This window comes from Taibaiella soli, from assembly GCF_003236175.1.
GTDB lineage: Bacteria > Bacteroidota > Bacteroidia > Chitinophagales > Chitinophagaceae > QKTW01.
Genome location: NZ_QKTW01000007.1, coordinates 64,086 through 89,787, shown reverse-complemented (window position 1 = coordinate 89,787; position 25,702 = coordinate 64,086). Strand labels below are relative to the sequence as shown.

The 25,702-nt window shown below is 44.8% G+C and carries 12 protein-coding genes; 1 reads left to right on the top strand and 11 read right to left on the bottom strand.

The genetic code is table 11. The features are described 5' to 3' along the window. Positions 1-3: 3 nt before the first annotated feature. The 10 genes from DN068_RS05045 to DN068_RS05000 form a co-directional block, all read right to left on the bottom strand. Positions 4-2,814 (bottom strand): gliding motility-associated C-terminal domain-containing protein, encoded by a 2,811-nt coding sequence (locus DN068_RS05045; RefSeq protein ID WP_165836283.1) that lies wholly within the window; start codon positions 2,812-2,814, stop codon positions 4-6. 468 nt (positions 2,815-3,282) lie between these two features. Continuing rightward, a complete protein-coding gene (locus DN068_RS05040; protein WP_110997802.1) occupies positions 3,283-4,917 on the bottom strand; it encodes a T9SS type A sorting domain-containing protein in 1,635 nt (544 codons plus the stop codon). A gap of 84 nt (positions 4,918-5,001) precedes the next feature. Beyond that, the gene (locus DN068_RS05035; RefSeq protein WP_110997801.1) at positions 5,002-6,957 is read right to left on the bottom strand and encodes a PKD domain-containing protein; all 1,956 of its coding nucleotides are present in this window, start codon (positions 6,955-6,957) and stop codon (positions 5,002-5,004) included. Positions 6,958-6,992: 35 nt separating this feature from the next. Continuing rightward, positions 6,993-8,948: a PKD domain-containing protein gene (locus DN068_RS05030; protein WP_110997800.1), complete on the bottom strand. Its 1,956-nt coding sequence runs from the start codon at positions 8,946-8,948 to the stop codon at positions 6,993-6,995. 34 nt (positions 8,949-8,982) lie between these two features. Beyond that, on the bottom strand, positions 8,983-10,935 hold the full coding sequence (locus tag DN068_RS05025; RefSeq protein WP_165836282.1) for a PKD domain-containing protein: 1,953 nt from the start codon (positions 10,933-10,935) through the stop codon (positions 8,983-8,985). Positions 10,936-11,039: 104 nt separating this feature from the next. Next, positions 11,040-12,992, bottom strand: coding sequence for a PKD domain-containing protein (locus tag DN068_RS05020; RefSeq protein ID WP_165836281.1), 1,953 nt, complete (start codon positions 12,990-12,992; stop codon positions 11,040-11,042). Positions 12,993-13,071: 79 nt separating this feature from the next. Further along, entirely contained in the window at positions 13,072-17,871 is a 4,800-nt protein-coding gene (locus DN068_RS05015) for a PKD domain-containing protein (RefSeq protein WP_110997798.1), read from the bottom strand. Between the two features lie 392 nt (positions 17,872-18,263). Beyond that, positions 18,264-19,895 (bottom strand): T9SS type A sorting domain-containing protein, encoded by a 1,632-nt coding sequence (locus DN068_RS05010; protein ID WP_110997797.1) that lies wholly within the window; start codon positions 19,893-19,895, stop codon positions 18,264-18,266. A 692-nt stretch (positions 19,896-20,587) separates the two neighbouring features. After that, complete coding sequence (locus tag DN068_RS05005) at positions 20,588-20,971, bottom strand: DUF3037 domain-containing protein (RefSeq protein WP_110997796.1); 384 nt, start codon at positions 20,969-20,971, stop codon at positions 20,588-20,590. After that, entirely contained in the window at positions 20,949-21,734 is a 786-nt protein-coding gene (locus DN068_RS05000; protein WP_110997795.1) for a HipA family kinase, read from the bottom strand. The genes DN068_RS05005 and DN068_RS05000 overlap by 23 nt, the downstream gene beginning before the upstream one ends. A gap of 152 nt (positions 21,735-21,886) precedes the next feature. Here DN068_RS05000 and DN068_RS04995 point away from each other — a divergent pair, with 152 nt between their 5' ends. Next, entirely contained in the window at positions 21,887-22,468 is a 582-nt protein-coding gene (locus tag DN068_RS04995) for a response regulator transcription factor (RefSeq protein ID WP_123985233.1), read from the top strand. A 64-nt stretch (positions 22,469-22,532) separates the two neighbouring features. Here the strand turns inward: DN068_RS04995 and DN068_RS04990 are convergent, their stop codons facing one another. Beyond that, entirely contained in the window at positions 22,533-25,601 is a 3,069-nt protein-coding gene (locus DN068_RS04990; RefSeq protein WP_110997793.1) for a ligand-binding sensor domain-containing protein, read from the bottom strand. Between the last annotated feature and the right edge of the window lie 101 nt (positions 25,602-25,702).

Sequence of the window (25,702 nt, the reverse complement as noted above, 5' to 3'; positions counted from 1 at the left end):
CTATTATCGAAGGAGTGTGACATTACCTTGCTTCTTAATTTTCACGCCGTTGCAGATAATTTCTATCATATACACATAAACGCCGGAAGGCTGCGGAGCACCATTGTATTTACCATCCCAGCCTGTTGCTTTGGCGCCATATTCGAGATCTACCTGTTGTCCCCACCGGTCGAAAATGCGCATGCGCTCTACCTGCAGCGGTTCCGTATTGGTAAACATAAACACATCGTTCACACCATCACCGTTTGGTGTAAAAGCATTCGGAAAATGAATCTCCGCGCAAGGTGTATAAAACACATGCATCGAATCGGTCTGGCGGCAGTGTCCATTATCAGCTGTAAGCATAAAGGTCATGCTTTGCGGTACACGACCAATGGTGCTGATAGAGTCTGGAAAATCTAAGTATTCAGCTGGTGTCCAGATTACATGCGCACCACCGCCGGCAGCGCCTTGCAGCAGGAACGGACCGCCCGTGGCGTTAATATCCGGACCCGCATCTACATCAGGGAAATCGGCATGCACCAGACCGCTGGCTAATTCGAAATGACAGCCGCTTGTAGTGTCGGTAATGGTTACGATATAAACGATGGAAGTATCAGGGCTCGCTACCGGATCAGGACAGGAAACACAAGACAAACCAGTAGCCGGTGACCATGTGTACACTTGTCCGCCTGTCGCATTGAGCTGCACTTTCGCACCCGGACAAAAAGTATCCTGTGCCGGAATCACTTCCGGATGCAGATTATAGCTGCGCAGCGTTACGCTATCAGCGTGGGTAAAACATTTGAAGCTGTCTGTAACCGTTACATAATAAGTGTTGGAAGCGCCAGTACCTCGCACAACGGGGTTTGGAATCGTTGGATTACTTACCTGAGCTCCGGTCCATTGGTATTTATAATAACCAGCTGGCGGATTCGCCACCGCATCCAGTGTATAGTTGGTTGGTATTGGCAAACAGAAAATGGAATCGCTATTTAATTGCACAGTATAATCAGGAATCACTTTCAGTTTGAACGTATCGCGAGCTACACAATTAGCGCCCGGTATATACAACACATAAGAAGTAGACACAGACGGGGCAACCGTAATGCTATCACAAGTATGACAAGCGATGGCTGTATCGCCACCTGGCAGCGCTTCCCAGTAGTAAGGACCTGTGCCGATCGCATGCAGCGTGGTACTCTGACCTTTACACAGTATACTGTCTTTACCAGTGATGCCCACATTGCCCGGCACCTGGATGCGTATGTTTTTAAATACAGAAATACGATTTGGATTCAGTGTACAGTTGGTATCTACAGCAGAGATCAACACGTTGTAACTGCCGCTGCCATTGGCCGGAGCGCGCCAGCCGATATTAATGCGTGCGCTGTCTGTTCCGGAATACTGATAACTAACGGTACTGCCCGGCAATGTTTGTCCGGCATTATCGGTTACATACAATTGCGTTGCAGAATTGCCGTTGCCGCCTACAGGCACTGTAAAATGACAACTATCGTTCGGACAAAGGCGGATAACGCTGTCAGCACCCATATAACCACCTGTGAGTTGTTCTGCAGGATATATTTTAACGAGATGGTAAGCACCGTCGAGCACAATCGCCAAGCGCGATACGAGTACATCGCCGAGCAGTTTACCATCGCGGTATTCTTCTAATTTGAAAACAACAAAATAAACGCCGGTGTCTTGAGCTGTAAATGTAAAAGAGCCATTCACCGCATCTATACTGAAGTTGCTGCCAGGGCCAAAGGGATTGTTATAACTATAGCCCGGCAAATAAGTGATGGGGCTCACGCTATCGCGCAGACCTGCTTTGATCTCGGCAGTCGTAGAAGGCACCCCGTAGATATCGCAAGTATTCAAACTTGGATGCCAATTGCGGCCACTGCCATACACACGATAAGCAACGAGACGTGTGCTATCATGCTCGGCGTCTGTAATACCGAAGTTATAAGTGTAAGGAACATTTTTCTGCGCTCTTACCGCGTAAGCATTGGTAGGCTCAGGTGATGTAATATTGGTGTAATCGTTGAAGCGATAAATATGTTGTTCGGTATATGGATGCCAGACTATGGAATCTGTAGGATATGGGCTACCATAGCCTGGGCTTTCGATACCCAACGAATAATAATATTGGGTGAAAAAATTACTAAAAACAACGCTCGGAGTAAACATCGGCACTTGCGTACGCATATTCAGGTTTTTATAGCCTGGCTGCGAGACCATGGTGCCAACACTACTAAACCACTGCAAAAAAAGGCTTCTTAATCCAGCCGTAAACATGGTATAGCTGTTGCAGTTTTGCGGATTGGGAATATCCATCGTACTATAGCCGTACAATCTGTACGGTTTAGGAGCAGACAATATCAACTCATAAGGTTTAGCTTTATAAGCCTCCATATTGGAAGAGAACCCCGGCCCAGTATTGCTACAGGAAAGACAGGCTTTCTCTTTGCGGATATAGGTATCGCTATCTATTATACTGGTCCATACCTGACTACACACCGCACTGGTATCCGTGTTTTTGATGATCAGAATATCGGTATAAGGATTGAGAAAATAGACTTGAGATTCCGTTTTCAGCAATGTGTCGCCTTGAATGATATGACTCACTGGACCAGCCAGAATCCCCCCACATGATATATTGGTACGGGTGGCAAAAACAATCCGATTTGGCGCTGCCTTTTTATACGTATCGTAATAAAAAAAGCCCTCGCTGTTTATTTCATCAGCGCTAGCAAAACCTTGTTGTGATAACGCTTTCTGACAAGTTAATAAAGTAAATAGTAACAACAGTAATTTGGTATAATTCATTCCCATAAAATTTCAAGGTTAAGAAAAGGCAGAACAATATTCCGCTTCAATCGTTGCTTAGGGCATTGCGAAGCAGAATATCTGGTTACTGTACATGCAAGCTATTTAGAAAAGCTCCTTCGGTATTTTTCTCTTTACGCCAATATGTATGAAAATGGAAACAAGACAAAGACGTCGTAAGTAAGGCCGGATATTTGCCCACCACGGTTTGTATTTTTATACACGCAAGACCGCGCGGGTAAATGAGAGATAGGTTTTCTCATGATTTTTTTTTTTGGAGTTTTGCGATAACGCCACTAAATATATCTGGGCGCGATAAGGCCTGACGAATTTAATAAACTTTTCAAAAAAATTACATCCATGAGAATACTATCCCGCTAATGTCGAAACCCATTCAGAGAAAGACAACACAAGCCAAATGAACAAAGGCTGCTCAATGAGCAGCCTTTGTTAAAAGGATCTACCTTTTTATTGAATCACCAGCTTCAGATTATTGACAGTTTTATCCGGCGTAGTTATCTGAACGAGATATAAGCCCGGAGCAAGGGTTCCAGGATTAATCTGTTCTTCCTTCTTTACAGCCGTTTGTTCGTATACTTTTTGGCCTACGAGATTCATCATTTTTATGTTGCTGCCAACGATCAAATTTTTCAATTGAAAAATGCCCGTGGTTGGGTTGGGGTATAAACTCACAGAACCATTTGGATTAAGCTGGGCTACGGCAGAAGGCTGTGGCGGTGCCGGCGGCTGATAATTGCAAGGTGCATCAGGCGTAAGGTTATCCAGACCGTCAACGTTTAATTTGCACAGCCACATCTCAAAAGACCCATGATCAATACCTGTCACATCGCGGCTTACCTGACTTGCTTCTGCGGTAAAAACGTATCCATTGTCGCAGGTCACAATGCCCTGCCCCGGGGCATCGGCTTTGTTGCTGCCCATTCGATTTTTCCATACGATGTTTCCGTTCGAATCGAGTCTGATAAGATAATTGCCGAATAATACACCAGAATTACCAAACGTACCGTCGTGCGACAAAATCACATTGTTCATAAACACACCGCCATCATTGGTCACAGCGATACTAACGTTCCGATCCAGGTATGAACCACCAAACACCCGCGTCCAGACAGTATCTCCGGTATTGTTCAGTTTCATCACCCAAATGTCGTTGTCCCCGAGTGAACCATGCACATGCGCGCCGTCACCTGATGCAAAACCAGCAACGAAATATCCATTTGCAGTTTTTCCGATTCTATTTAAATATTGAACGCTACCACTGCTACCAAATCTTTTAAACCAGCGCGTATTACCAATGCTGTCTACGTTTATCACAAAACAATCATGTGGGCCATAGACTGCACCATATGCGTCCCCATCAGTAGACATTACGTCTCCGTCGATAGTATATCCGCCATTGCCATCGGGGATAATTCCGTACCCACGATCGCTACCACTGCCTCCCCAGAATTTTTGCCAGATAATGTTACCCGTCGTCTGCTCTACTTTCATGATCCATGCATCCGCACTACCTTTGTTTCCCAATACGGAATCAGGGTTGGCAACGTAAGTTCCTGCACATACCAGATTACCATCCGGAGCCAATGCTATACCATTGATAACGGTCGATATAGATGTCTGCCTGTAATCTTTAATATTAATAATATCACCGCTGTTTTTATCTATCCAGATAAGAAAACCGCTCGACGCGGAAAGACTTGCAAAATCATGATTATGATCTGTGTAAGTTCCACCGGCAAGAACGTAAGCGCTATCGGTTTCAATAATGCCGGCCAGGTATTCATCACCAAAATTGTTCAGGACCTTCGTCCATTGTTTTGTACCGACAGAATCTGTTTTAACCAAAAAAATATCATAATGACCTCCAATTGTATCAGAGCCCGGCACTACAATATCACCATCGGTCGAATTGGTACGCCCCCCGATAAGATAGTTTTTATCGCGGGTTTGAATGATAAAGTCTCCCAGATCATCATGGCTGCCGCCGAAGGTTTTGGAAAATTTGATGCTTGGAGGTGAGACTTGCGCGATACTGTTTTTGACAAATAACAATGACAGGAATAGTACGATAAGTTTATTCATAAGTTATTTTTTGAAAGGGCAAGTTTCTATATAGACTGCAAATCGTATTATTGAGGTTGGCCATTACTTTTATTTACCACCGATTTATTCTTTGGTCAATTTCATAACAGCCCGTTGACCATTTTCATCTGTAAGCTGCAACAAATAAATTCCCGAAGAAAGACCACCGGTATTGATTTGTGCACGTGGGCTCATCAGTTCCTGTTGCAACAATACGCGGCCGTCAATAGTTAAAATAGCAGCATGATAACTAGTCGGCGTTTCAATCATCAGATGATTTTGAACAGGATTCGGATACACCAGTACATTCGCCAGCGGATTAATATTATTGACCGAAGAGGCTATTTGAATAACGCGACAGGAATCGGTGTGACCGCAGTTGTTATAAACAGTCAGACAGGTTGTGTAAGTGCCATATGAAGCATAAGTATGAGAAGGATTTTGCTGTGTGCTGGTAGTGCTGTCGCCGAAAGTCCAGCGGACACTATCTACCTGCGCACTGCCGCCATAACTGAATTGTGCTGTTTTTCCCGCCAAGCTGTAACCAAAAGATGCAACAGGCATAGTGCAATTACAATTATTGAAACCGTATTTGGCAACGAAGTAATCAGTAAAGCCGCCATAATTGGAGATGGTATCGTTGCCGATATACATCATCGACCTGAAATTACCACCCACATAGAGATTTCCCCGACTATCCACAGCGGCTCTGTGTGGAAATTCAATGCTGCCCCAATCAGATGCAGTCGTATCCATTCCGTTTACTGCACCTGTTTGCGCATTAAATCGAATAGCGTAAATATCATCCTCCGAATTGTAAGGATGGTTGAGTGTTTTATTATACCCGGCCCAGGAAATACTGCCTACATATGCGCCCCACATGATCACTTCATTTGTGGCACGACTAAACGTCATTCCATATCCGCTGTTTGCGGAGTTACTTTCAGCAAATCTGCCCCAGAGATTATTGCCATTGCTGTCGATGGCTATCGCAATTGGAATACCTTGTATGCCCGAAGGAGTAATTGAAAATCCGTTAAACGCATCTCCAGGATAGCCAGCGCCGGAAACATACACAGTACCAGCATCATCTACGTCAATTGGCCCGTACAATTCGGGAGTACCTACCGTGCTTTTTTTAAACCAATACACAACACCCTGTGCATTTACACGCGCTACATACGATCCCTGGTTGACAAAGGAAGCACCAACAAAAACAGTGTCTTGCGGAAAACTCGGGTGAATCATGCCGGAAATATAGAAGTCACCGTTTTTATGATTGCGTTTCATATTGAAATTACGCATGCCGCCATTTCTATAGTCAATCGGAAAAGGAGTGGCACTTACAAAATTGCCAGAAGCATCATACTGCACCATGTACATGGCTTTTTGTGACACAACGAGGCTACCATTGGCATAACTGCCCGGGTCTAATATGCTGAGTAAATAACTATTGCCGGCTGGATCTAGCTCAACGTCGCAAAAGCGGGCACCATTAGATGTGGCTAATGTAACGGTATCTGACTGTGGCACACGCAACCATTGATAAACTCCGGCTGTATCATATTTCATCAGAAAAGCAGTTTGGTAAGTGTATGCGATAGAGGTATCATTATCAAAATACGCAGTGCCAGATTGAGACACAAACATATATCCCGCCACATAGACACCACCGAGTGTATCCGTTTTTAATGATACCCCAGAGATGTTGCCATCAGCAGCGCCCAATATTTTTGTCCAGCGATAATGCCCATCGCAATCCCAGCTCGTCAGTAATTGATTATAACCTTGCGAGCCCCATACATTTATCTGGTGGTTGTCGACATTTACCAAAGGATTAAATGCATCGCCCAATGCATACACATTGCCCGCCCGGTCGGTAGCAATACCGTTTACGTCTTCGACTGAGCCGTAGGAGTTTGTGGCGCCGCCGCCTCTTTTGCCCCATAGCCAGCTTTGGGCATGACTTTCTGATGAGTTCAAAAAAGTGAAAATAAACAGCAATGCAGCGATTGTTTGTTTGGGTAATTGATAGTTCATGTTTACAGTTTTGTTTCCTTTGGCGGAAATAAGTTCTATTCCTTTGCAACTTTCATCAAAGCTCTTTGTCCATTATTATCTGTAAGCTGCAATAAATAAATGCCAGATACAAGACTACTGGTGTTTATCATGGTACGCGGTGCATTTATGTCTTGTTGCACCAGCACACGCCCGTCAATACTCAATATTGCCGCATGATAACTAGTCGGTGTTTCAATCATCAGATGATTTTGAACAGGATTCGGATACACCAGTACATTCGCCAGCGGATTAATATTATTGACCGAAGAGGCTATTTGAATAACGCGACAGGAATCGGTGTGACCGCAGTTGTTATAAACAGTCAGACAGGTTGTGTAAGTGCCATATGAAGCATAAGTATGAGAAGGATTTTGCTGTGTGCTGGTAGTGCTGTCGCCGAAAGTCCAGCGGACACTATCTACCTGCGCACTGCCGCCATAACTGAATTGTGCTGTTTTTCCTGCGAGGCTGTAACCAAAGGACGCAACAGGCACAGTACAATCACAATTATTAAAACCAAACTTAGCCACAAACCAATCGGTGAATCCGCCATAATTAGAGATCGTATCTGGTCCGATGTACATCATAGATCTGAATTCTCCGCCTATATAAAAATTTCCACGTTTATCGATAGTGGCTTTGTGCGGAAATTCGATGCTTCCCCAATCAGATGCCGTCGTATCCATGCCGTTGACCGCACCTGTTTGTGCATTAAAGCGCACTACATAGATGTCGGTCTCCGAATTGAAAGCATGATTAAGCATTTTGTTATACCCGGCCCAGGAAATACTGCCTGCATAGGAGCCCCACATGAATACTTCATTTGTAGCACGGTTAAACGTCATACCATACCCGCTGTTTCCGCCATTACTCTCCGCAAATCTGCCCCAGATATTATTGCCGTTGCTGTCGATGGCCATTGCAATAGGAATACCGCTAATTCCCGAAGGGGTGATTGAAAATCCGTTGAACACATCACCCGGATAACCATACCCCGAAATATACACATTGCCGGCGTCGTCTACATCGATCGGGCCATAAATTCCAGGTTCGCCGACATCGCTTTGTTTAACCCAATACACAATACCCTGTGCACTTAAACGAGCCAGATAAGTACTTTTGGTGACGGTGGTGGCGCCAATAAAAAGCGTATCATTTGTTGCCAGCTGAAACATTCCGGAAAGGTAGAAGTCGCCGTTTTTATGATTTCGCTTCATGTTGAAAAGAAACAAGGCGGAATTTCTATAGTCAATGGGAAAAGGCGTGGCGCTCACGAAATTTCCGGAAGCATCATACTGCACCATGTACATCGCTTTCTGCGGCACAATAAGGCTACCATTCACATAACTGCCCTGCGCCAAAATAGCAAGCATATAGGTATTGCCACCAGCGTCCAAATCGACGTCGCAAATACGGGTATTGTTGTAGGAGTAGATACCGACGGTATCCGATTGTGGTAAACGCAGCCATTGATAAACACCGGCTGTATCATATTTCATTAGAAAAACAGTTCTGAAAGTGGACGCTATGGTTGTATCGCTATCGAAATGGGCTGGTCCGTACTGCTGAAAGGCAGTCATATATCCCACTACATAAACACCACCCAGGGTATCCGTTTTTAAGGACATACCAACGATACTGCCGTTGGTAGCACCCAGCATTTTTGTCCAGCGGTAATGCCCGTTGCAATCCCAGCTGGTCAATAGTTGATTAAAACCCTGCCAGCCCCATACATTCATCTGATGATTGTCAACATTTACTAAAGGATCATAGGCATCCCCTAAGACATAAACATTGCCGGCTTTATCAGTAGCAATACCGCTTACTTCTTCCGCTGAGCCGTAGGAGTTTGTGGCGCCGCCACCTCTTTTGCCCCATAACCAGCTTTGGGCATGTGTTTCGGATAGGTTGCAAAAAATAAAAAACAGCAGCAACGCTGCACTTAATTGTTTGGGGAATTGATAGTTCATGTTTATGGTTTTGTTTCCTTAACGGAAATAAGTTTTATTCCTTTATAAATTTCATCAAAGCTCTTTGCCCATTATTATCTGTAAGCTGCAGTAAGTAAATGCCAGGAGAAAGAGTACCGGTATTGATTTGTGTACGTGGGGTCATCAATTCCTGCTGCAACAATACCCGGCCGTCGATAGTTAAAATAGTCGCATGATAACTAGTCGGTGTTTCAATCGTCAGATGATTTTGTACCGGATTTGGATACACCAATACATTAGCCAGCGGATTGACATTATTGACCGAAGAGGCTATTTGAATAACACGACAAGTATCGGTATGACCACAATTATTGTAGACAGTAAGACAAGCGGTATAAGTGCCGACCGCGGCATAAGTGTGTGAAGGATTTTGTTGTGTACTGGTACTGCTGTCGCCGAAAGTCCAACGAACGCTATCTACCTGTGAACTGCCTCCATAGCTGAATTGCGCTGTTTTTCCTGCGAGGCTGTAACCAAAGGACGCAACAGGCACAGTACAATTACAATTATTGAAACCGTACTTAGCCACGAACCAATCGGCGTAACCGCCAATTTTTTGGATGGTATCCGTGTTGATGTACATATCGGCTACAAAAAAGCCTCCAACGTATATATTGCTACGAGCATCTACAGCCATCCCATCCGCAAATTCATTTGCTCCGAAACTCGATGCAATAGAGTCCATACCGGTCACAACCCCTGTTTGCGCATTAAACCGTGCAAGAAAAATATCATAACCGGTATTCATAACATGGTTTAATACCTTACCATACCCTGCCCAAGACACCCTGCCCGGATAGGCACCAAGCAGCGCGACCTCTCCGTTTGAAGTCAACGCTATATCAGAGCCATAAGTACCTCCGTTTGTTTCTGCCGATTTAAGCCAGATATTGTTCCCATTTGTATCGAGCTTAATCACAAAGGGCAAACTATACAGTCCAAAACTATTAGTAAATGTAGCACCATTAAAAATCTGGCCTGCATATGAGGTACCAGCCAGATAGATACACCCGGTGGCGTCGATCGCCGGATGACCACGAAACCCTGAGACGTTATTGCTCGTAGCGCTTTGCTTCACCCACAAACTGTTACCCTGCGCATCAAAGCACATAATATACATTGTCTTATCGATGATCGTATTGCCGACAATTAAGGTATCATTAATGAATAACGGATCAATGGTTCCCGCGATATAGATCCGCCCATTCCGATGATCGCAGCTCATCTGCATTTTATTCAACAGATACGGGTAACCTTTGTATCCTAAATGCAAATCTGTTGCACCCTGGAATGTGCCCGTTTTAGAATACCGCATCAAATAAAACCCACGGTCATTTACGATAAAGCTGCCTCCAACATAAGCCCCAGGAGCTAATCGCGTAAGTAATGTAACATTGCCGCTACCATCTACGTCTATGTCAACCGCGTTGGTATAATTCTGCCCAAACATAGTAACGGTGTCGGACTCAGGCATTCGAAACCATTGGTAGTTTCCTCCGGTATCGTATTTGACTACAAACAGATTTTTGTAGGTATTTGCCGTGTAAAAGCTAGTGTCTGTTGAAATGTGTACCGAATCAGACATGGTAACCAGATACCCGGTAACGTATACACCGCCAAGTGTATCCACCGCCATGCCCAACCCCCGATCAGTAGACGATGTGCCTATTATTTTGCTCCATCGGAAACTTCCATCGCAGGACCAACTGGAGATTGCAATGTCCGTAGAACCATAGCCAGCAAGGCTATGATTGCCGATATTGATATAAGGATCATAAACATCTGCCAGCACATAAATATTTCCGGCTTTATCTGTAGCTATTCTATTGACCTCCTCCGCTGCATTCTGCGGCTCACCTATCCCGCCGCCTCTTTTGCCCCAAAGCCAGCTCTGGGCGTCAATGCTCGATAGGTCAAATAAAAAAAAGAAGAGCAGCAAGGCTGCAAATGATAGTTTGGATAACATAGAGTTCACGGTAAAGTCCCACAATTTACACATTATTGTAATAAAACAAAAAGCCGCTCTCTGAGCGGCTTTTAAAAAAACATATAATAGAGATCGCTTTGTCCTTATTGTTTCACAATCTTCATTACACCTCTTTGACCGTTTGCATCAGTAAGTTGCAACAAGTAAATACCTGCTGAAAGATTGCTGGTATTGATCACGGTGCGTGGTGCTACAACTTGCTGTTGTGCTACCTCACGGCCGTCAATCGTCATGATTGCAGCGTGATAATTTATTGGTGTTTCTATCGTCAATTGGTCCTGAACCGGATTTGGATAAACGAGTACGTTCGCCAGTGTATTGATATTATTTACCGAAGTGGAAACCTGCACCTGACGACAGGTATCGGTATGACCGCAACTATTGTAAACCGTCAGGCAAGCAGTGTAAGTGCCAGATGCTGCGTATTGGTGCGTAGGACTTTGTTGGGTACTACTGCTACCATCGCCAAAATTCCAGCGGACACTGTCTACACCAGTGCTTCCACCGTAGCTAAACTGAACAGAAGTTAAAGAAGCGCTATAACCAAACGATGCCACCGGCATCACACAATTGCAATTATTAAAACCATACTTGGCCACAAACCAATCGGTATAACCTCCTATTTTTTCGAGTGTATCGTTGTTGACATACATTATGGAAGTGAGTTCGCCACCCACATATACATTGCCATGTTTATCAACGGTAGCAGCGTTGGCAGTTTCATCCGCACCAAAATTAGAGGCAATAGAATCCATGCCATTAACAGCGCCAGTTTGAGCATTGAAACGAACGGTATAAATATCGTAACCTGTATTAGGTGCATGATTTAATATTTTATTATACCCTGACCAAGATAAATCACCTCCGTATTCACCAATCATTACAGCTTCTCCGGTCGCCGGATTTAATATAATTCCTTCCCCACTTGTCGCCGCATTACTTTCGGCGTATCGCGCCCAAACATTGTTACCATTACTATCAATGGCAAGTGCAATCGGAATACCCTGTATACCCAACGGCGTTATCGAGAAACCATTAAATTGATCACCCGGATAACCATACCCCGAAACATATACACGACCAATACGATCCACGTCTATTTGCCCCACAATTGCCGGACTCCCTACATTACTTTGTTTTATCCATATCGGAACACCCTGGGCGTTAAGACGTGCAACATACATAGAGTTATTTATAGTAGTTGAGCCAACAAACAAAGTATCATGCGAGTACAAAGGATCCAACCAGCCAGCCACGTAAAAATTGCCATTTTTATGATTGCGTTTCATTCGAAGGCGCAGTCTCGCGGCACTACGGAATTCCATCGAAATTTGTGTTCCGCTTATAAAATTACCAGAAGCATCATAATGCAGCATATAAGTTCCTTTCTGTGGCACTATAAAATTACCATTCACATAACTACCCGGAGCCAGTATGCTCAACAGATAACTATTACCTAGTGGATCTACATCAACATCTACAACAGCTGTATTGCTATATGAGTAGGATGTAACAGTATCGGACTGTGGCATCCGCATCCACTGATAGTTTCCGGCAGTGTCGTATTTAATCAGAAATACAGTTCTGAAAGAAGCACTCACTGAGGTATCCGTACTGAAGTATCCTGGGCCGTATTGCTGATAAGTAGTCATATGCCCTACAAGATAGACGCCATTTAAGGTATCTGTTTTTAATGCAAGATTTTCGCAAAAACCATTACTACCAAACACTTTTGACCATCGGTAATGCCCATCACATCCCCAGCTTGAAAGTATCATATTTTGAGAACCAGTCCCGTTTAGTGCATGATTATCTACGTTGATAAAAGGTGGCCAGCCATTTCCCAGCACATAAACATTGCCGGCTTGGTCAGTTGCCATATTTCTTACAGATTCAGGAGCATATTGCGGCTCCCCTGTACCACCTCCTCTTTTACCCCAAAGAAAGGATTGTGCATTACTATTAAACGGATTAATCAGAATGGCAAGCAACAACAATAATGCTGTGCTTAGTTGTTTGGATAATTGTGTATTCATAGTTCAACGATTAGGTTGATTCAAATTACAAAAAAAAGAACATAGCGACGTTTGCCGCTATGTTCTGAAAAAAACATCCTTAGTGCGTTACAGAGAGTTTGCGCATTTGCAGCACATCACCGTCGCGACGCATAATAACGAGATAAATACCCGAAGCAAAATCAGTAACAGGCATAGTCCAGCTGCCACTCACATCCGTTACCGGATGACTTACCAGCACTTTACCCATCATATCATATACTTCGATACGGTTTTCCTGGCCTTCTCCGGTAAAGAGATAATCTACTCTTACCTGTGTCTGTGCCGGATTTGGTACCAGATTCATTTCCGCACCTGTATTTGTCAATACCTGTGTCTCTTCTGCTCCCGCCGTACGATATGGACCCGTTCTACATGGACCATCATTGTAGAACATCGTATCGCTGGTTACACTACAATAGCCGTTATAAAGCGTCAGATTGTAGAAACCTGCAGCAGTAACACTATAATTAGAAACTACAGTGTTAACCCCGTTTAAGGTCGGTGAGCCATTCAAGCTGTAGAACCATTTATTGAATACCGGTAATGGTCCGGTGATATATGGCTCTTTGCCCTGCAGTTTACAGAAGCATCCTGTAGGGAAGATCCACATATACACGCTTGGATCTTTCGGTACATCCATGCTATTGCGGCTGAGACAACCATACTGATCAGTGAACGTTACCTGATACGGTCCACCCGCAAAAGTAGCGGCAGTTGCACCAGACAAACCATTGTTCCAGTTATACGTACCTGTTACACCAGTTGATGCAGACAATACTACCTTATATGGTGCACAGTTTGCAATACTGAAAGAAACAGCCGGCGTCGGTGGCAAAGCGTGCACTGTAACCGTAAACGTCGCGCTCGTATTACTGCAAGTACCGCCACCCGGTCTAGGTACACTTACAACCACGAAATAATTGTAGGTCGTAACGCTGGCCGCGGTTTGAGTGAGTGTTGCCTGGGTAGCGCCACTAATTGGCAAACCATTGAGGTACCATTGATAAGTGATACCCGGAATATTGCCCGCATAAGCATTGAGTACAAAACTACTGTTCCAACATTGATCCTGATTGCCGCTAATCACCGCTGGCGGTGGCTGCACAAAATCAACCACTTTCAAAACGGATTCTACCTGACAACCATAAACATCGGTACCCAATACCCAATAGCCTCCTGGATTGTAAACATAAGAAGTAGAAAAAGTATTTGTGTACAAAGCCGTATTTCCCAAATACCAGGTATACGAACTTGGAGAACTAGTAGCACCGGTAGGTGGCTGATATTGTAAAAGAACTGAACTGCCTAAACACGGAGCAGTTGGGCTTCCCTGCAAACCTGCATTCAATCCCAAAGAACTTGGTACCGTCGAAACGGGATTAGTAGTTGTGCTTGTACAACCATATATGTTCGTAACAGTAAGGACTACTGTCTTAGTCGGTGGACTAATTTGGCCATATACTCTATATGGATCCGGCTGCGTGTTGGCTGTACCATCACCAAATAGCCAATAGGAGCTAAGTGACCCTGGTGTACTCAGGTTATGAAACTGAACCGGAACAAAACCAAGACAAGCTGGCTGTGGCGTATTGATGATTTCAAACTTTGCCTGCGGCAATGAATCCAGGTAAACATTATCCGTAGCCGTACAAACCGGAGTCACGCCATCGTAAAGCTCCATAGTCATCGTGTGAGGGCCAGGAGGCACATTTACCGTTACGCTCAATGCTGTCGTACCCAAAGGACTTGTAATCAGGGTACCATCAAGATAATATTTGCGCAGTACAGAAGTGCCCGGATAAATAGTGGAATGATCGAGCAACGTGAGCTGATAGCTGCCACCCAGACAAGTTACGGAATGCATCAGACCTGCGATATAAGGCACTATCTGATTCGTCTGTGCGGTTACGTTACAAACATCACCGGCATTATTCAGATAGCTGACAATGTATGTGTATACGTAATTACCTGCCACATCATAATCCGCATCTGAAGAGGTTGACGTATTTACAACACCATGCGCACCCGGAGGCACAATCCACGTAGGACTGAAGCCGCCTGTTGTCGTTGCACTAATGTGTACATGACCGCAAGCTGTAATTGAAGGTGTCAGCGAAATCGTCGGCGGTGTACCAGGTCCGCAAGGACTAGCACAAGACTCTACGATATTCACCGTATTTGATGTTGCCGCACAACCATTGGAATTCGTCACGACTACATAATAACTGCCGTAATTGGTTTCATTCTCTATAGCAGTGGTACCACCGCTATTCCATGAATAAGTGTAGCTACCACCAACCCCGGTTGTAATGGTCGCGGTCAGTACATCCGTGAAACCAGTGCCGCAATGATAAATAGGACCATCTGGCGATACATGCGCTACAGGAGCTGGTTTTACCCAAACCTGGCGGTTGGCGGAAGCAGTCATCACACAACCATAAGGATTCGTCACTGTAACAGTCGCATTAAAATTAGCTGTGGTAGTGCTGCCCGTCGTCAGATAAGTATGCGTCTGAGTCGGGAGGCCTGTGCCCATCGTACTGCCATCGCCGAAATCCCATAGTACAGAACCGTAACTGCCGATGGCCGGATTCACCGTAAAGGTTACCAGATCACCGCTACAATAAGTATCTGAAGGGGATTGATCGGTAGTAAGCGTCAAGCTGGGAACACTTCTGATGTACACATCCAGTGTATCGGTATAAGTGTTTAAACATTTGCGCATGCTTACAACCAGCTTGGCAGGACCAGATGCGTTGTTCCAAAGCGCTGTTGCGTTCGGAGTATTATTTCCGCTGCTGATGCTACCCATTGTGTTGGCAATAATCGTCCAGTCATAAATATCACCCGCCGTATAGTCTACGGTATAATTCTGGAACGAGCTCGGACAAACAGTATCAGGACCTGAGATATGGATCGCAGTAACAGGCGCCAGAATTGTTTTCGTCAGTGGTGCAGATACGCAATGTGCATCGTCAGCAGTAACACGGATTACAGAAATCGTGTAAGGTGCGGCACCGGCGAATGTTGCATAAGTATTGCTACCGGTAGGACCATTTACAGAACCAGAAGATACAGACCATTGGAAAACTGTACCTGGCTGGTCATTGCTTGCCGTATACATAGTAGGTATACCGGCACAAGCCACTGCAGGACCTGTCAAAGCATTCGGCACCGTAGGCAGCGGATTCACTTTGATGGTGATCGGATCTGGCGAACAGAATGCACCATAAGCGTACAACTGATAAGTACCAACCTGATCAAACAATGGATTCACTGAAGTACCGGAGTAAGGAACCGTTGCACCGTTTGGTTTGGTCAAAGTCCAGTTTGCTGCACCTGTACCAGTGATCGTATAATTTGCAGTTGTATTCAGACATACCAGCTTCGGACCATTAACGCTCACCGGAGGTTGCACAGTAATGGTGAAAGAAGCTGTACCGCCGCAGCCGAGCATTGTATTGGTATAGCTGCAGGTCAAAGTATAAGTACCCGGCACATTACCCGAGTTTACAGCAGTCTCGTTGCGCTGATCAGTTGGTGCCAGTGAAGGGCCACCAGTGACGTTAGGAGTAATATTCCAGTAAAACTGGGTGGTCGGCCATTCAGGCAAACGATATACATACTGTTTATTCGGGCAAATAACGGCCTGACCATCCACCACAGCGGTGCTGGTAATAACAGGCACTTTTACCGTAGTGATACCACCGCAAGGCGTACCACAGGCTGTATTATCATAAACGATATAACCGAAGCCGGATGAAGTGCCATTCCATTTTACATCAGCGGCATTTGCTGTTGCAGTAACAATGGTACCACCGATCGCTTTCCAGCTGGTTGGCTTACAAGGAAAATCAACCGTATAGTGTGCTGTTTCTCCCGCACATACTACGCGCGGACAAAGAATGGTCACACCTGTTTTTGGATTTACAATAACTGTGAATTCACCTGCAGTGCTGGAACAGCCGCAGGCATTGGTAACAGTAAGTCTGACATTGAAAGTACCGGCATGTGTGTACTTATGTGTTACCGGATTACCCGAAGAACCGGGACCAGACGCTATTTGCACGCCATCACCAAAGTCCCATAACCAGGTTACAATCGGTGAACCTGAAGATGCAGTAGAACGATCCACAAACACAACTGATCCGTTCAGACAGATGTTGATCTTGTTGACTGTTGAATCAGGCATCGCGTAAAACTTAGCAGTTGGTGTCTGTTGGATATCGATACACATTGTTTTGGAGCCTACACAACCTGCTGCAGAAGTTTCGGTAACGGTAACCGAACCTTGTCCCGGTGTACCCCAATAAACCGTACAGGTATTGCCGGAAGGCGTTACAGAAACCGCACCGGAAGCAGACCAGGTATAAGTACTGCCCGCGCTGCCATTCGCTGTATACACGACGCTGCTGTTGGCACACACCTTCATACAGGCACCGGTATCATTGAACTGTGGATTGCGTTTATTGTCGTTTGAATCCGCTAAAGGTTGACATGCGAGACGTGTTGTGGTCGTGATGAAAGGTGTGGGAAGTGCGTTGACAGTAACAGTGAGGGTTCCAGATGCCTGAACGACATTGTTGCCGTCAGTGGCAGTGACAGTGACAGTTCCGGTGCCGGCAGCACCCCATGCTACCGTTGCACCGTCACCAGTGGTAGTTACGCTTGTAACATTCCCTAAAGACGACGACGACCACTGGTACTGGTAGGCCGAATTGTAAGGGCTTACAGTGTAATTGATCGAACTGCCTTTGCAGACCGACGTTACTCCCACCGGTGTTTGCCCTCGGGCCAACAGGCCGATGACGAGCAACCACACCGTTGTGAGGACAGAGAATAGCTGTTGTTTTCTCATAGCTGTTCATTTGGTTTGGTAATAGATGAATAAATGCAAAAAAGATTTTTGCAGCACGTAGTGCAGTATCGTTGAGAAAGGAATGTTTTCATTTAAGGTTTATAGCTCGCTTAGCAAACGGGTTGTTTTAGGGTAGCGTCCGCTTGCTGTCGGCTAATTGGATGTAAATTTTTATAATTCGATCGTTATTTCCTACAGGTGAAAAACGGAATTGCTTCCGTTTTTAAACTGGCCATCCCATCCCCTAAAAGGGCGTCACAGCGCGATTCAGAAGCGATTCGTGAATGGCAAATAATCAATCAGGACGTACAGATTCATACATAAGACAAAAGCCCCTGCGGTGGCAGAGGCTTCCAACTTTTTACTTTCCCTTCAAGCGTGAGTTTTTGATTCTATTGAATCAGCAACTTAAAATTACTCGTTGTTTTATCTGGCGTCGTAATCTGGATAATGTATAAACCAGCTGCGAGTGCACCCGGATTAATTTGTTCCGTTTTCTTCGTTGCTGTTTGTTGATACACGATTTGTCCAACCTGATTCAACAGCTTGATTGTACTGCCTGCGCTAACATTTTTCAACTGGAAAATTCCGGTGGTCGGATTCGGAAAAATAATAACAGGCTCTCCGGCAGAAAGCTGCGCAACGCCCGATGGCTGCGGAGTTGGCGCCTTATAATTACATGGCGCATCTGGCGTAATATTGTCAAGACCATCACTATTCAATTTACAAAGCCACATCTCAAAATTGCCGTGATTAGTGCCCGTAACATCACCACTCATCTGACTAGCCAAAGCGGTAAATGCATAACCATTGTCGCAGGTAACAATACCCGCACCTACATTATCAGCGAGATTGCTGCCCATCCTTTTTTTCCAGACAACATTTCCGTTTGAGTCCAATCTTAAAAGACCATTGTCCACCATTGCACCCGGTTGGGCAAAAGTGCCATCCGTTGATGTTACATAACCGTTGATAAACACACCGCCATCATTAGTAACTGCCAGGCTTACTAAACGTTCAAATTCTGAACCGCCAAACGTACGGGTCCAAACAGTATCACCTGCGTTGTTTAGTTTCATTACCCAATAATCGCCGTTACCAGTTGTTCCGTGTACATGTGTTCCATCCACGTTGGCATAACCACCTACAATATAACCGCTGGCTGTTTTCCCGATATATGCCAGATACTGACTTCCACTAGTACCATATTTTTTATACCAACGCGTATTACCCATGCTGTCTACATTGAGCACAAAAGCATCGCCTTGCCCATAACTCGGTGCCGGAGCATCTCCATCAGTAGAAGCAACCGTACCCACAATCGTGTAACCGCCTGTGCTATCAGAAACAATACCGTAGCCCTGTTCCGTATTGGTACCACCCCAGAATTTCTGCCAGATAACATTACCGGTATTGTTCTGCACTTTCATAATCCAGACATCGCCACCGCCCTTAACACCAGTTGCAGCATTTGCGAGACCGTTGTAATACCCCGTGCACACAATATTCCCGTCTTTAGCGAGTACCATGTCAAAAATGGAAGTACTTAAAGCTGGTTGCTTGTAGCCTTTTGCATTAATGATGGAACCGTTTGTTTTATCTATCCAAAATAGAAAACCACTGATCGCAGGAATATTTGCGAAATCGTGGTTGACATTGGTGAATGTCTCTCCAGCTACGACATAGGAACTGTCTGTCTCTACAATTTTTCTCAAAGCTTCAGTGCCGGCATTATTCAGCACTTTAGTCCATTGCACGCTGCCAATAGAATCTGTCTTTACAAGAAAAATATCATACTGATTAGCGGTAGTATCGGATCCGGGCACTGCAATATCATCATCGGTGGAATTGGTATAACCCGCTATCAGAAAGCCTTTATCGCGGGTTTGAATTAACTGCTCGCCGATATCATCATGGCTGCCACCATAGGTTTTAGAAAAATGGATACCTGGGCCTGCAGTCTGCGCGTCGCAATAGTTTCCGGCCAATAATAACGACAGTAATAATAAACGAAATCTGTTCATAAGCTTGTTTGAGTTCTAGAAACGTGCTCAGATAGACTAGAAACAGTTGATAAAGGTTGGAGGGGGAAGAAAAAAAACAAAAACATGACTAGTCAGAAAAATAGGAGTACCCAACAACGTGTGGAGTGTGGAGCGTGGAGCTTGGCCGGTCACACCGCGAGCAGCTCAATTTATCTGCAGATTGCTTTGTCGTCGTTCCTCCGCGTAATGACGCGAGCAATACTGCGTGAGTGATAGTAGCGGAAAGCCCGCAGCGGAGCGAGGACTTGCAGCGGATAGCACGACCCGGAGGGGCACGCCCGAAAAGTCAAAAACTGACCTTTAGGTATTCCGGAAGTGGTTACGAAGTATCTGATTAAGGGTTATTAGGTATTAAAAAAGGGGTTCACAGGTACCTAAAAGGTGGTTGCCAGGTATCTATTGAATACATCGTAGGTATTTGTTTGGAGGTTGTGAGGTATTTAAAAACTGGTTGACAAGTATCAAAGAGGTGGTTACGATGTATTAATCAGGTACCTCTCAGGTACTTTTTTGGGGGTTGTGAGGTACTTGAAAAGTACTTAGCTATCATCTGGGGTGAAAATAAAAGAAGCGCCTGGAGCAGTATTGCCAGGCGCTTCTTTTATTCATTAAAAGCTATTCATAGTCTGCAAAGCGAAGCACAACGGCTCCCTATCTTCGCTGAATATTTATTACAACACTAACTTTTCAAATAATTTCGTCAATGCATCTTCCGGGTTTTCACAAAAACCCGGATGCACTTTTGAGGCCTGCACTACGGTACTGCGCGTGGCTGTGAGCCAGCGAAAGCGCGAGGCTACATCCAGCTGCGCGATTGGACCAGCGGTTTTATCTCCATTACAAATGCGTTCAAACGCTACCAGATAATTTCTGAAATCTTCTGCATCGGCGAGTTCGCAAAGTGCATGCAATTTTGTTTCGTTTAATGAAAAAATCATCTTCAGAAACCGTTGTTGTCTGCAATACAATACCACCCCGACATTGAAAAATTCTTCACGCTCCACGCGCGGCACAATGCGGATAACGGCATACTCAAATAACTGCTTTCCTTGCATGCTGTGCTTCTTTTACAAATGTTTCGGATGTGGCAATCCTTGTGATTAAAAATTCTGCGTAGACAGCTCTGCGCGCTTCTGCTGTTTCCTCTTCTGTGATAAGCCAATTATCTGGTATCAGCGCTACAATGCCCTGTATGATCTCCGGCGTGAGCAACGCCCGAAATTCTTTATCTACGGTTTCCAGTTCAGATGCTTGTGGCAATAACACATGGTCTTTTACCTGTACAAACGGACGCTTTGCCTGTTCTTCCCAATTCTGCCAGGAGTGATGGAAATAAAGAGATGCACCATGATCAATCAACCATAATTCATGATGCCACATGAGCATATTTGTATTGCGCGAAGTACGATCGACATTGGTCAGCAGGCAATCCAGCCATACGATTTTGGACGCCAGTTTCGCATCTATCTTCGTAACGGCAGGATCATATGTGATAGCACCAGACAAATAGTGCACACCAAGATTCAAGCCCACACTGGCTTTTAGCAGGTCCTGAATTTCCTCATCTGGTTCGGTACGTCCAAACCCTTCGTCAAGACAAGCAAAAACAAGTTCAGGTACTTTCAACCCTAATGTCCGTGCGACCTCCGCGCCGATCAAGTCTGCAATCAAAGCTTTCACACCCTGACCTGCGCCTCTGAATTTTATGACATACAGAAACTCGTCATCGGCTTCTGCAATTGCAGGCAACGAGCCACCTTCGCGCAATGGCGTCACATAGCGGGTCACATTTACCGTTCTGATCTGATTATTATACATAAGAGGGTGTAAAGGTCGATAAAAATTACGGATGTCTGATTCTCCGATCGCTGATTTCCGCACTTCAGAAAAAAATCAGACACCAGAAAATCAGATATCAGCGATCACAAATTATATTAGCTTAGCATTCCTGATACCCAAACCGTTATTCTGTGAATATTCTCCTTGCCGATGATCATGTTATTATTATGGACGGACTGCGATTGCTCATCAATAGCATACTCCCCAATGCATCCGTATGCCAGGTGAAGGACGCTGACGCACTGATAGCGCATCTCCGGCATACAGAAACAGAACTGGTCGTTTGCGATATTAATATGCCGGGCGGCAACCATCCGGGTATCGTAAATATGATCAAATCGATTCAGCCCAAAACAAAATTGCTTATGCTAAGCGGCTTTGATCCGGGACTATATGCCAATCGTTATTTGCAGGCCGGAGCAGATGCCTACCTCAACAAGAACTCAAACACATTGGAAATAGGCAATGTAATTCTGGCACTTTTAGAAGGAAAAGAACAGGAAAAATTTGCAGACTATAATGTGTCACCCCTGCAATTACTTTCTAACAGAGAACTGGAAGTGGCGCAATTACTGATCGATGGCAACGGCATATTGGAAATTGCCAATTTACTGAAGCTGCATGTCAATACTATCAGCACCTACAAAGCCAGAATCTTTGAAAAAACAAATATCGCCAGCATCCCGGAGTTGGTAGCACTCTTTCAAAACTAGTTTTTCAATAGGCAGTTGACCACGCATCAAACGCGAGTAAAACAATCAGGACAAACACAGGATGTCAACTATCAACTGTCAACTGTCCACTGAGCATCGTCAACTCAAAAACTAATCCTTTATCTACACCCGCCATCACCTTTATTTTGATTTTTAACAGCGTTGCAATTTCTTTGATAATCAGGAATCCGAAACCAGCCACGAATCTGCTGCTGGCAATAGTTTCGTTTTTAAAATAATCATTGTAAGCTTTGATTTGCGTCAGAGATAACCCTTTCCCCGAATCTGCAACTGTAAGTTTTATCAAACCGTTTTTCGTCGACGCATCAATTACGATTGTACCATGTTCGGTATTCTTCACCGCATTGTCGATCAGATTGTGCAGGATGATGCTGATCAATGATTCATTCTGATGCACGGATAAGTCCACAGCAATCCGGTTATCGATCGTATTGTGACGCGCCTCAGCTGCGATTTTAAAAAGATTCAGCTTTTGCGCTGCGAGCTCGTGAAGATGAACGCTTGTACCGGAAATATTCTTTGAAAGCCGGGAACGCATGTATTGTCCCAGTTGCTGTACCACTTCATATATTCTGTCGGTACCCTGATGAATATGCTCCAGATCTGTATACAATTCATCATGCTGCTTTTCTGATCTGCTCATTACATTTTTCGTAAACATAGTGAGGTATTTCAGTGGTGTCGTAATATCGTGCGCGATCTGTTCATTGAGCATCCGTTGAAACCGTAGCTGCTCGCCGAGCTTATTTTCGGAACGTTCCAGATCGTGAATAATATTCGTCAGATCTTTGGTACGATTGTGTATCGTTACTTCCAATACTCTGTTTCTACGCTGCCAATACCGAACCCGCATCTGTACAATAGCCCACACCAGCAATGCCAGTCCGACCAAAGCAATCAGATAAAACCACCCCGTCTGCCACCAGGCTCGCGGCATATAAAGATTCAATCCGCAATATTCAAAATCGTTGGTACTAAATCCCTTTCTCTTACGGATCAGAATAGTGTTTTGCCCCGGCGGCAAAGAAGAAAGGATGACCGTTCCGTTGTATGTTTTCCGCCAGTCCGTGTCGCTATTCAATTTATATTCATAACGCAGATTCACGAGGTTGCCCATGTAGGCCGATGTAACCGTAATCTTAAGTGTTTTGAAATCTCTGTGCAGCTTAGTCAATGTCGTATCCAGCAATACTTCCCGATCGTCTACCTCCAGCTTGTCAATGATCATTTTGCTATCCGGTAGCTCAGGCCGTATGTTACCCGGTTTGAAAAAAACGACACCGTTCATGGATGAAAAACTAAAAACTCCATTACGCAGTTTTACACCTACCTCCTGACTGCCGCCGTTAAATTCATTTGTCAGAAAACCGGCTTCTTTGTTGTAATAAAGCAGATAGGGCTCCGATTTTTTATTGTTTGCAAAAGCAAGCAGCTCCTCTTTCTTAGCCCGATACAAACCATAATTGGTACTGATCCAGAAGAAGCCCTTGTTATCCTCCAGTATTTTATGAACCGTTTTTAAAGGTGGATAATTTCTAAATGGAAAATGTGTGATGGTTCCATTCTGCCAGAGAAACAACCCATCTTCGTAGGTGCAGATCCATACCGTTCCGGGCTCGGGAATATACAGACTACGTGTCGTTTTATCGGTCAGCGCATGAATGGTGTCCACAACGTTGGTATTCGTGTGAAGGCGCAGTAAATGCCTGACAGTGCTAATCCAGAGTAATTGATCTCCTTCCCACTCCATACACATAATACGATCATGACTACTCAAAATCTGTTGTGGTGCTTCCGCCTGTCTCGGATTAAGCCGGAACAATCCTTTGCCTTCCGTTCCAATCCAGAGGCGTCCCTGCGCATCTTCTGTCATTGATTTCGGAAGCTCCAGCATCCACTTTCCCAGCACTTTCGATGCCGACGGATCGCGCACATAAAGCTCATTTATTCCTCCAATCCAGATATTGCCATTGCGGGAACGGAAAAGCGAACTCAGATAAGTATCATCCTTATTGTCGTAACCGGGAAATTTCCTGAACATCGGTGGCGTATTCGGATTTGTTGCAAATACAGTACCGTTTCCCGTAATGACGCTACTATCACTAAATGCTACCTGGTCATAAATCACGTTGGCAATCGGGTGTGCTTCTTTGCCTTCGTAAATCGCAGTGTAAAATTGTTTCCGGTCAAGGATGTACAGACCATCGGTAAGACTTCCGAGAAAAATACGCTGATGCAGGCTGTCATAATAAACCGCATGAATCAGTTCGTGTTTCAACTCAAAGCCTGTCAGCAATAATCTGGTGTCGATATTTCCATCTGGTAGCGGTATTATTTGGTAAAGCGAATGCGCTGTAACAAAAAAAAGTTGCCCCGTTCCAGGCTGGCTCTCGACATGTCCTCCACCGGAATTCCTGTTTTCCTGGAGCTTTATCAAATCACCGGTAACGGCTACTTCCTGAATGCCATTCCGGGTGATCCTTTTTATTTTATTTCCGGCAAATCCGGGCGCACCATAGTAGACAGCATCACCTGCTGCAAAAGTTTCACCGGAATCTGTCATTGTGGAAAGCCGGGTTTGACCAATCGCACTCCTGTTATCGTACCACACCACACCGTGTCCGAATTTAACCAGCGCTGTTATTTTTTTATTAAGCCGGAAAACAACACTGTCTACATCCGGCAATTGGTGCAGCCAGCGGGCAGGTCTTAAGTAAAGATGTTTTAACGTTGCGGGCAAATAGAATGTGTGAAAATCGCTGCTATATCTTCGCGCTTTCCCTTCGGCAATCATCAGCAATTCGTTGCTGCCCGTCAATGCCATGAGTTCTTCCTGGCAGGGAATGGCATAAATATCTGCCATCCGGCTGGTTTGTATGCCGGTATTATTCTTATCATAGAGCTTGAAATTGTTTCCGTCGAAACGCAGCAAACCTGTTTCTGTAGCAAGCCAGATGAAACCGTAATTATCCGGAGCAATCGCTTTGACGGTATTCTGAGACAGTCCATTCTCACTGGTAAAATGCCGAACGCTATAGTCTGAAAAATCTGACTGCGCCAAAGACACATTAACGAATAATAAAAGAAACACACAGCCTATTAGATGCTTCATGAAGAAGATGGGGGAAATTTGTTTGGGCGACACAAAGATATAGTGGATATCGCGGATTTCTGATTTGGTGAATGGTGAACGGTGAATGGTGAAACGTCAAA

Coding starts and splice junctions, on each gene's coding strand:
- DN068_RS05025 (WP_165836282.1), bottom strand. CDS start 10,935: ATGTTATCCAAACTATCATTTGCAGCCTTGCTGCTCTTCTTTTTTTTA.
- DN068_RS05010 (WP_110997797.1), bottom strand. CDS start 19,895: ATGAACAGATTTCGTTTATTATTACTGTCGTTATTATTGGCCGGAAAC.
- DN068_RS05045 (WP_165836283.1), bottom strand. CDS start 2,814: ATGAATTATACCAAATTACTGTTGTTACTATTTACTTTATTAACTTGT.
- DN068_RS05020 (WP_165836281.1), bottom strand. CDS start 12,992: ATGAATACACAATTATCCAAACAACTAAGCACAGCATTATTGTTGTTG.
- DN068_RS05005 (WP_110997796.1), bottom strand. CDS start 20,971: ATGCAAGGAAAGCAGTTATTTGAGTATGCCGTTATCCGCATTGTGCCG.
- DN068_RS05000 (WP_110997795.1), bottom strand. CDS start 21,734: ATGTATAATAATCAGATCAGAACGGTAAATGTGACCCGCTATGTGACG.
- DN068_RS05030 (WP_110997800.1), bottom strand. CDS start 8,948: ATGAACTATCAATTCCCCAAACAATTAAGTGCAGCGTTGCTGCTGTTT.
- DN068_RS05015 (WP_110997798.1), bottom strand. CDS start 17,871: ATGAGAAAACAACAGCTATTCTCTGTCCTCACAACGGTGTGGTTGCTC.
- DN068_RS05035 (WP_110997801.1), bottom strand. CDS start 6,957: ATGAACTATCAATTACCCAAACAAACAATCGCTGCATTGCTGTTTATT.
- DN068_RS05040 (WP_110997802.1), bottom strand. CDS start 4,917: ATGAATAAACTTATCGTACTATTCCTGTCATTGTTATTTGTCAAAAAC.
- DN068_RS04990 (WP_110997793.1), bottom strand. CDS start 25,601: ATGAAGCATCTAATAGGCTGTGTGTTTCTTTTATTATTCGTTAATGTG.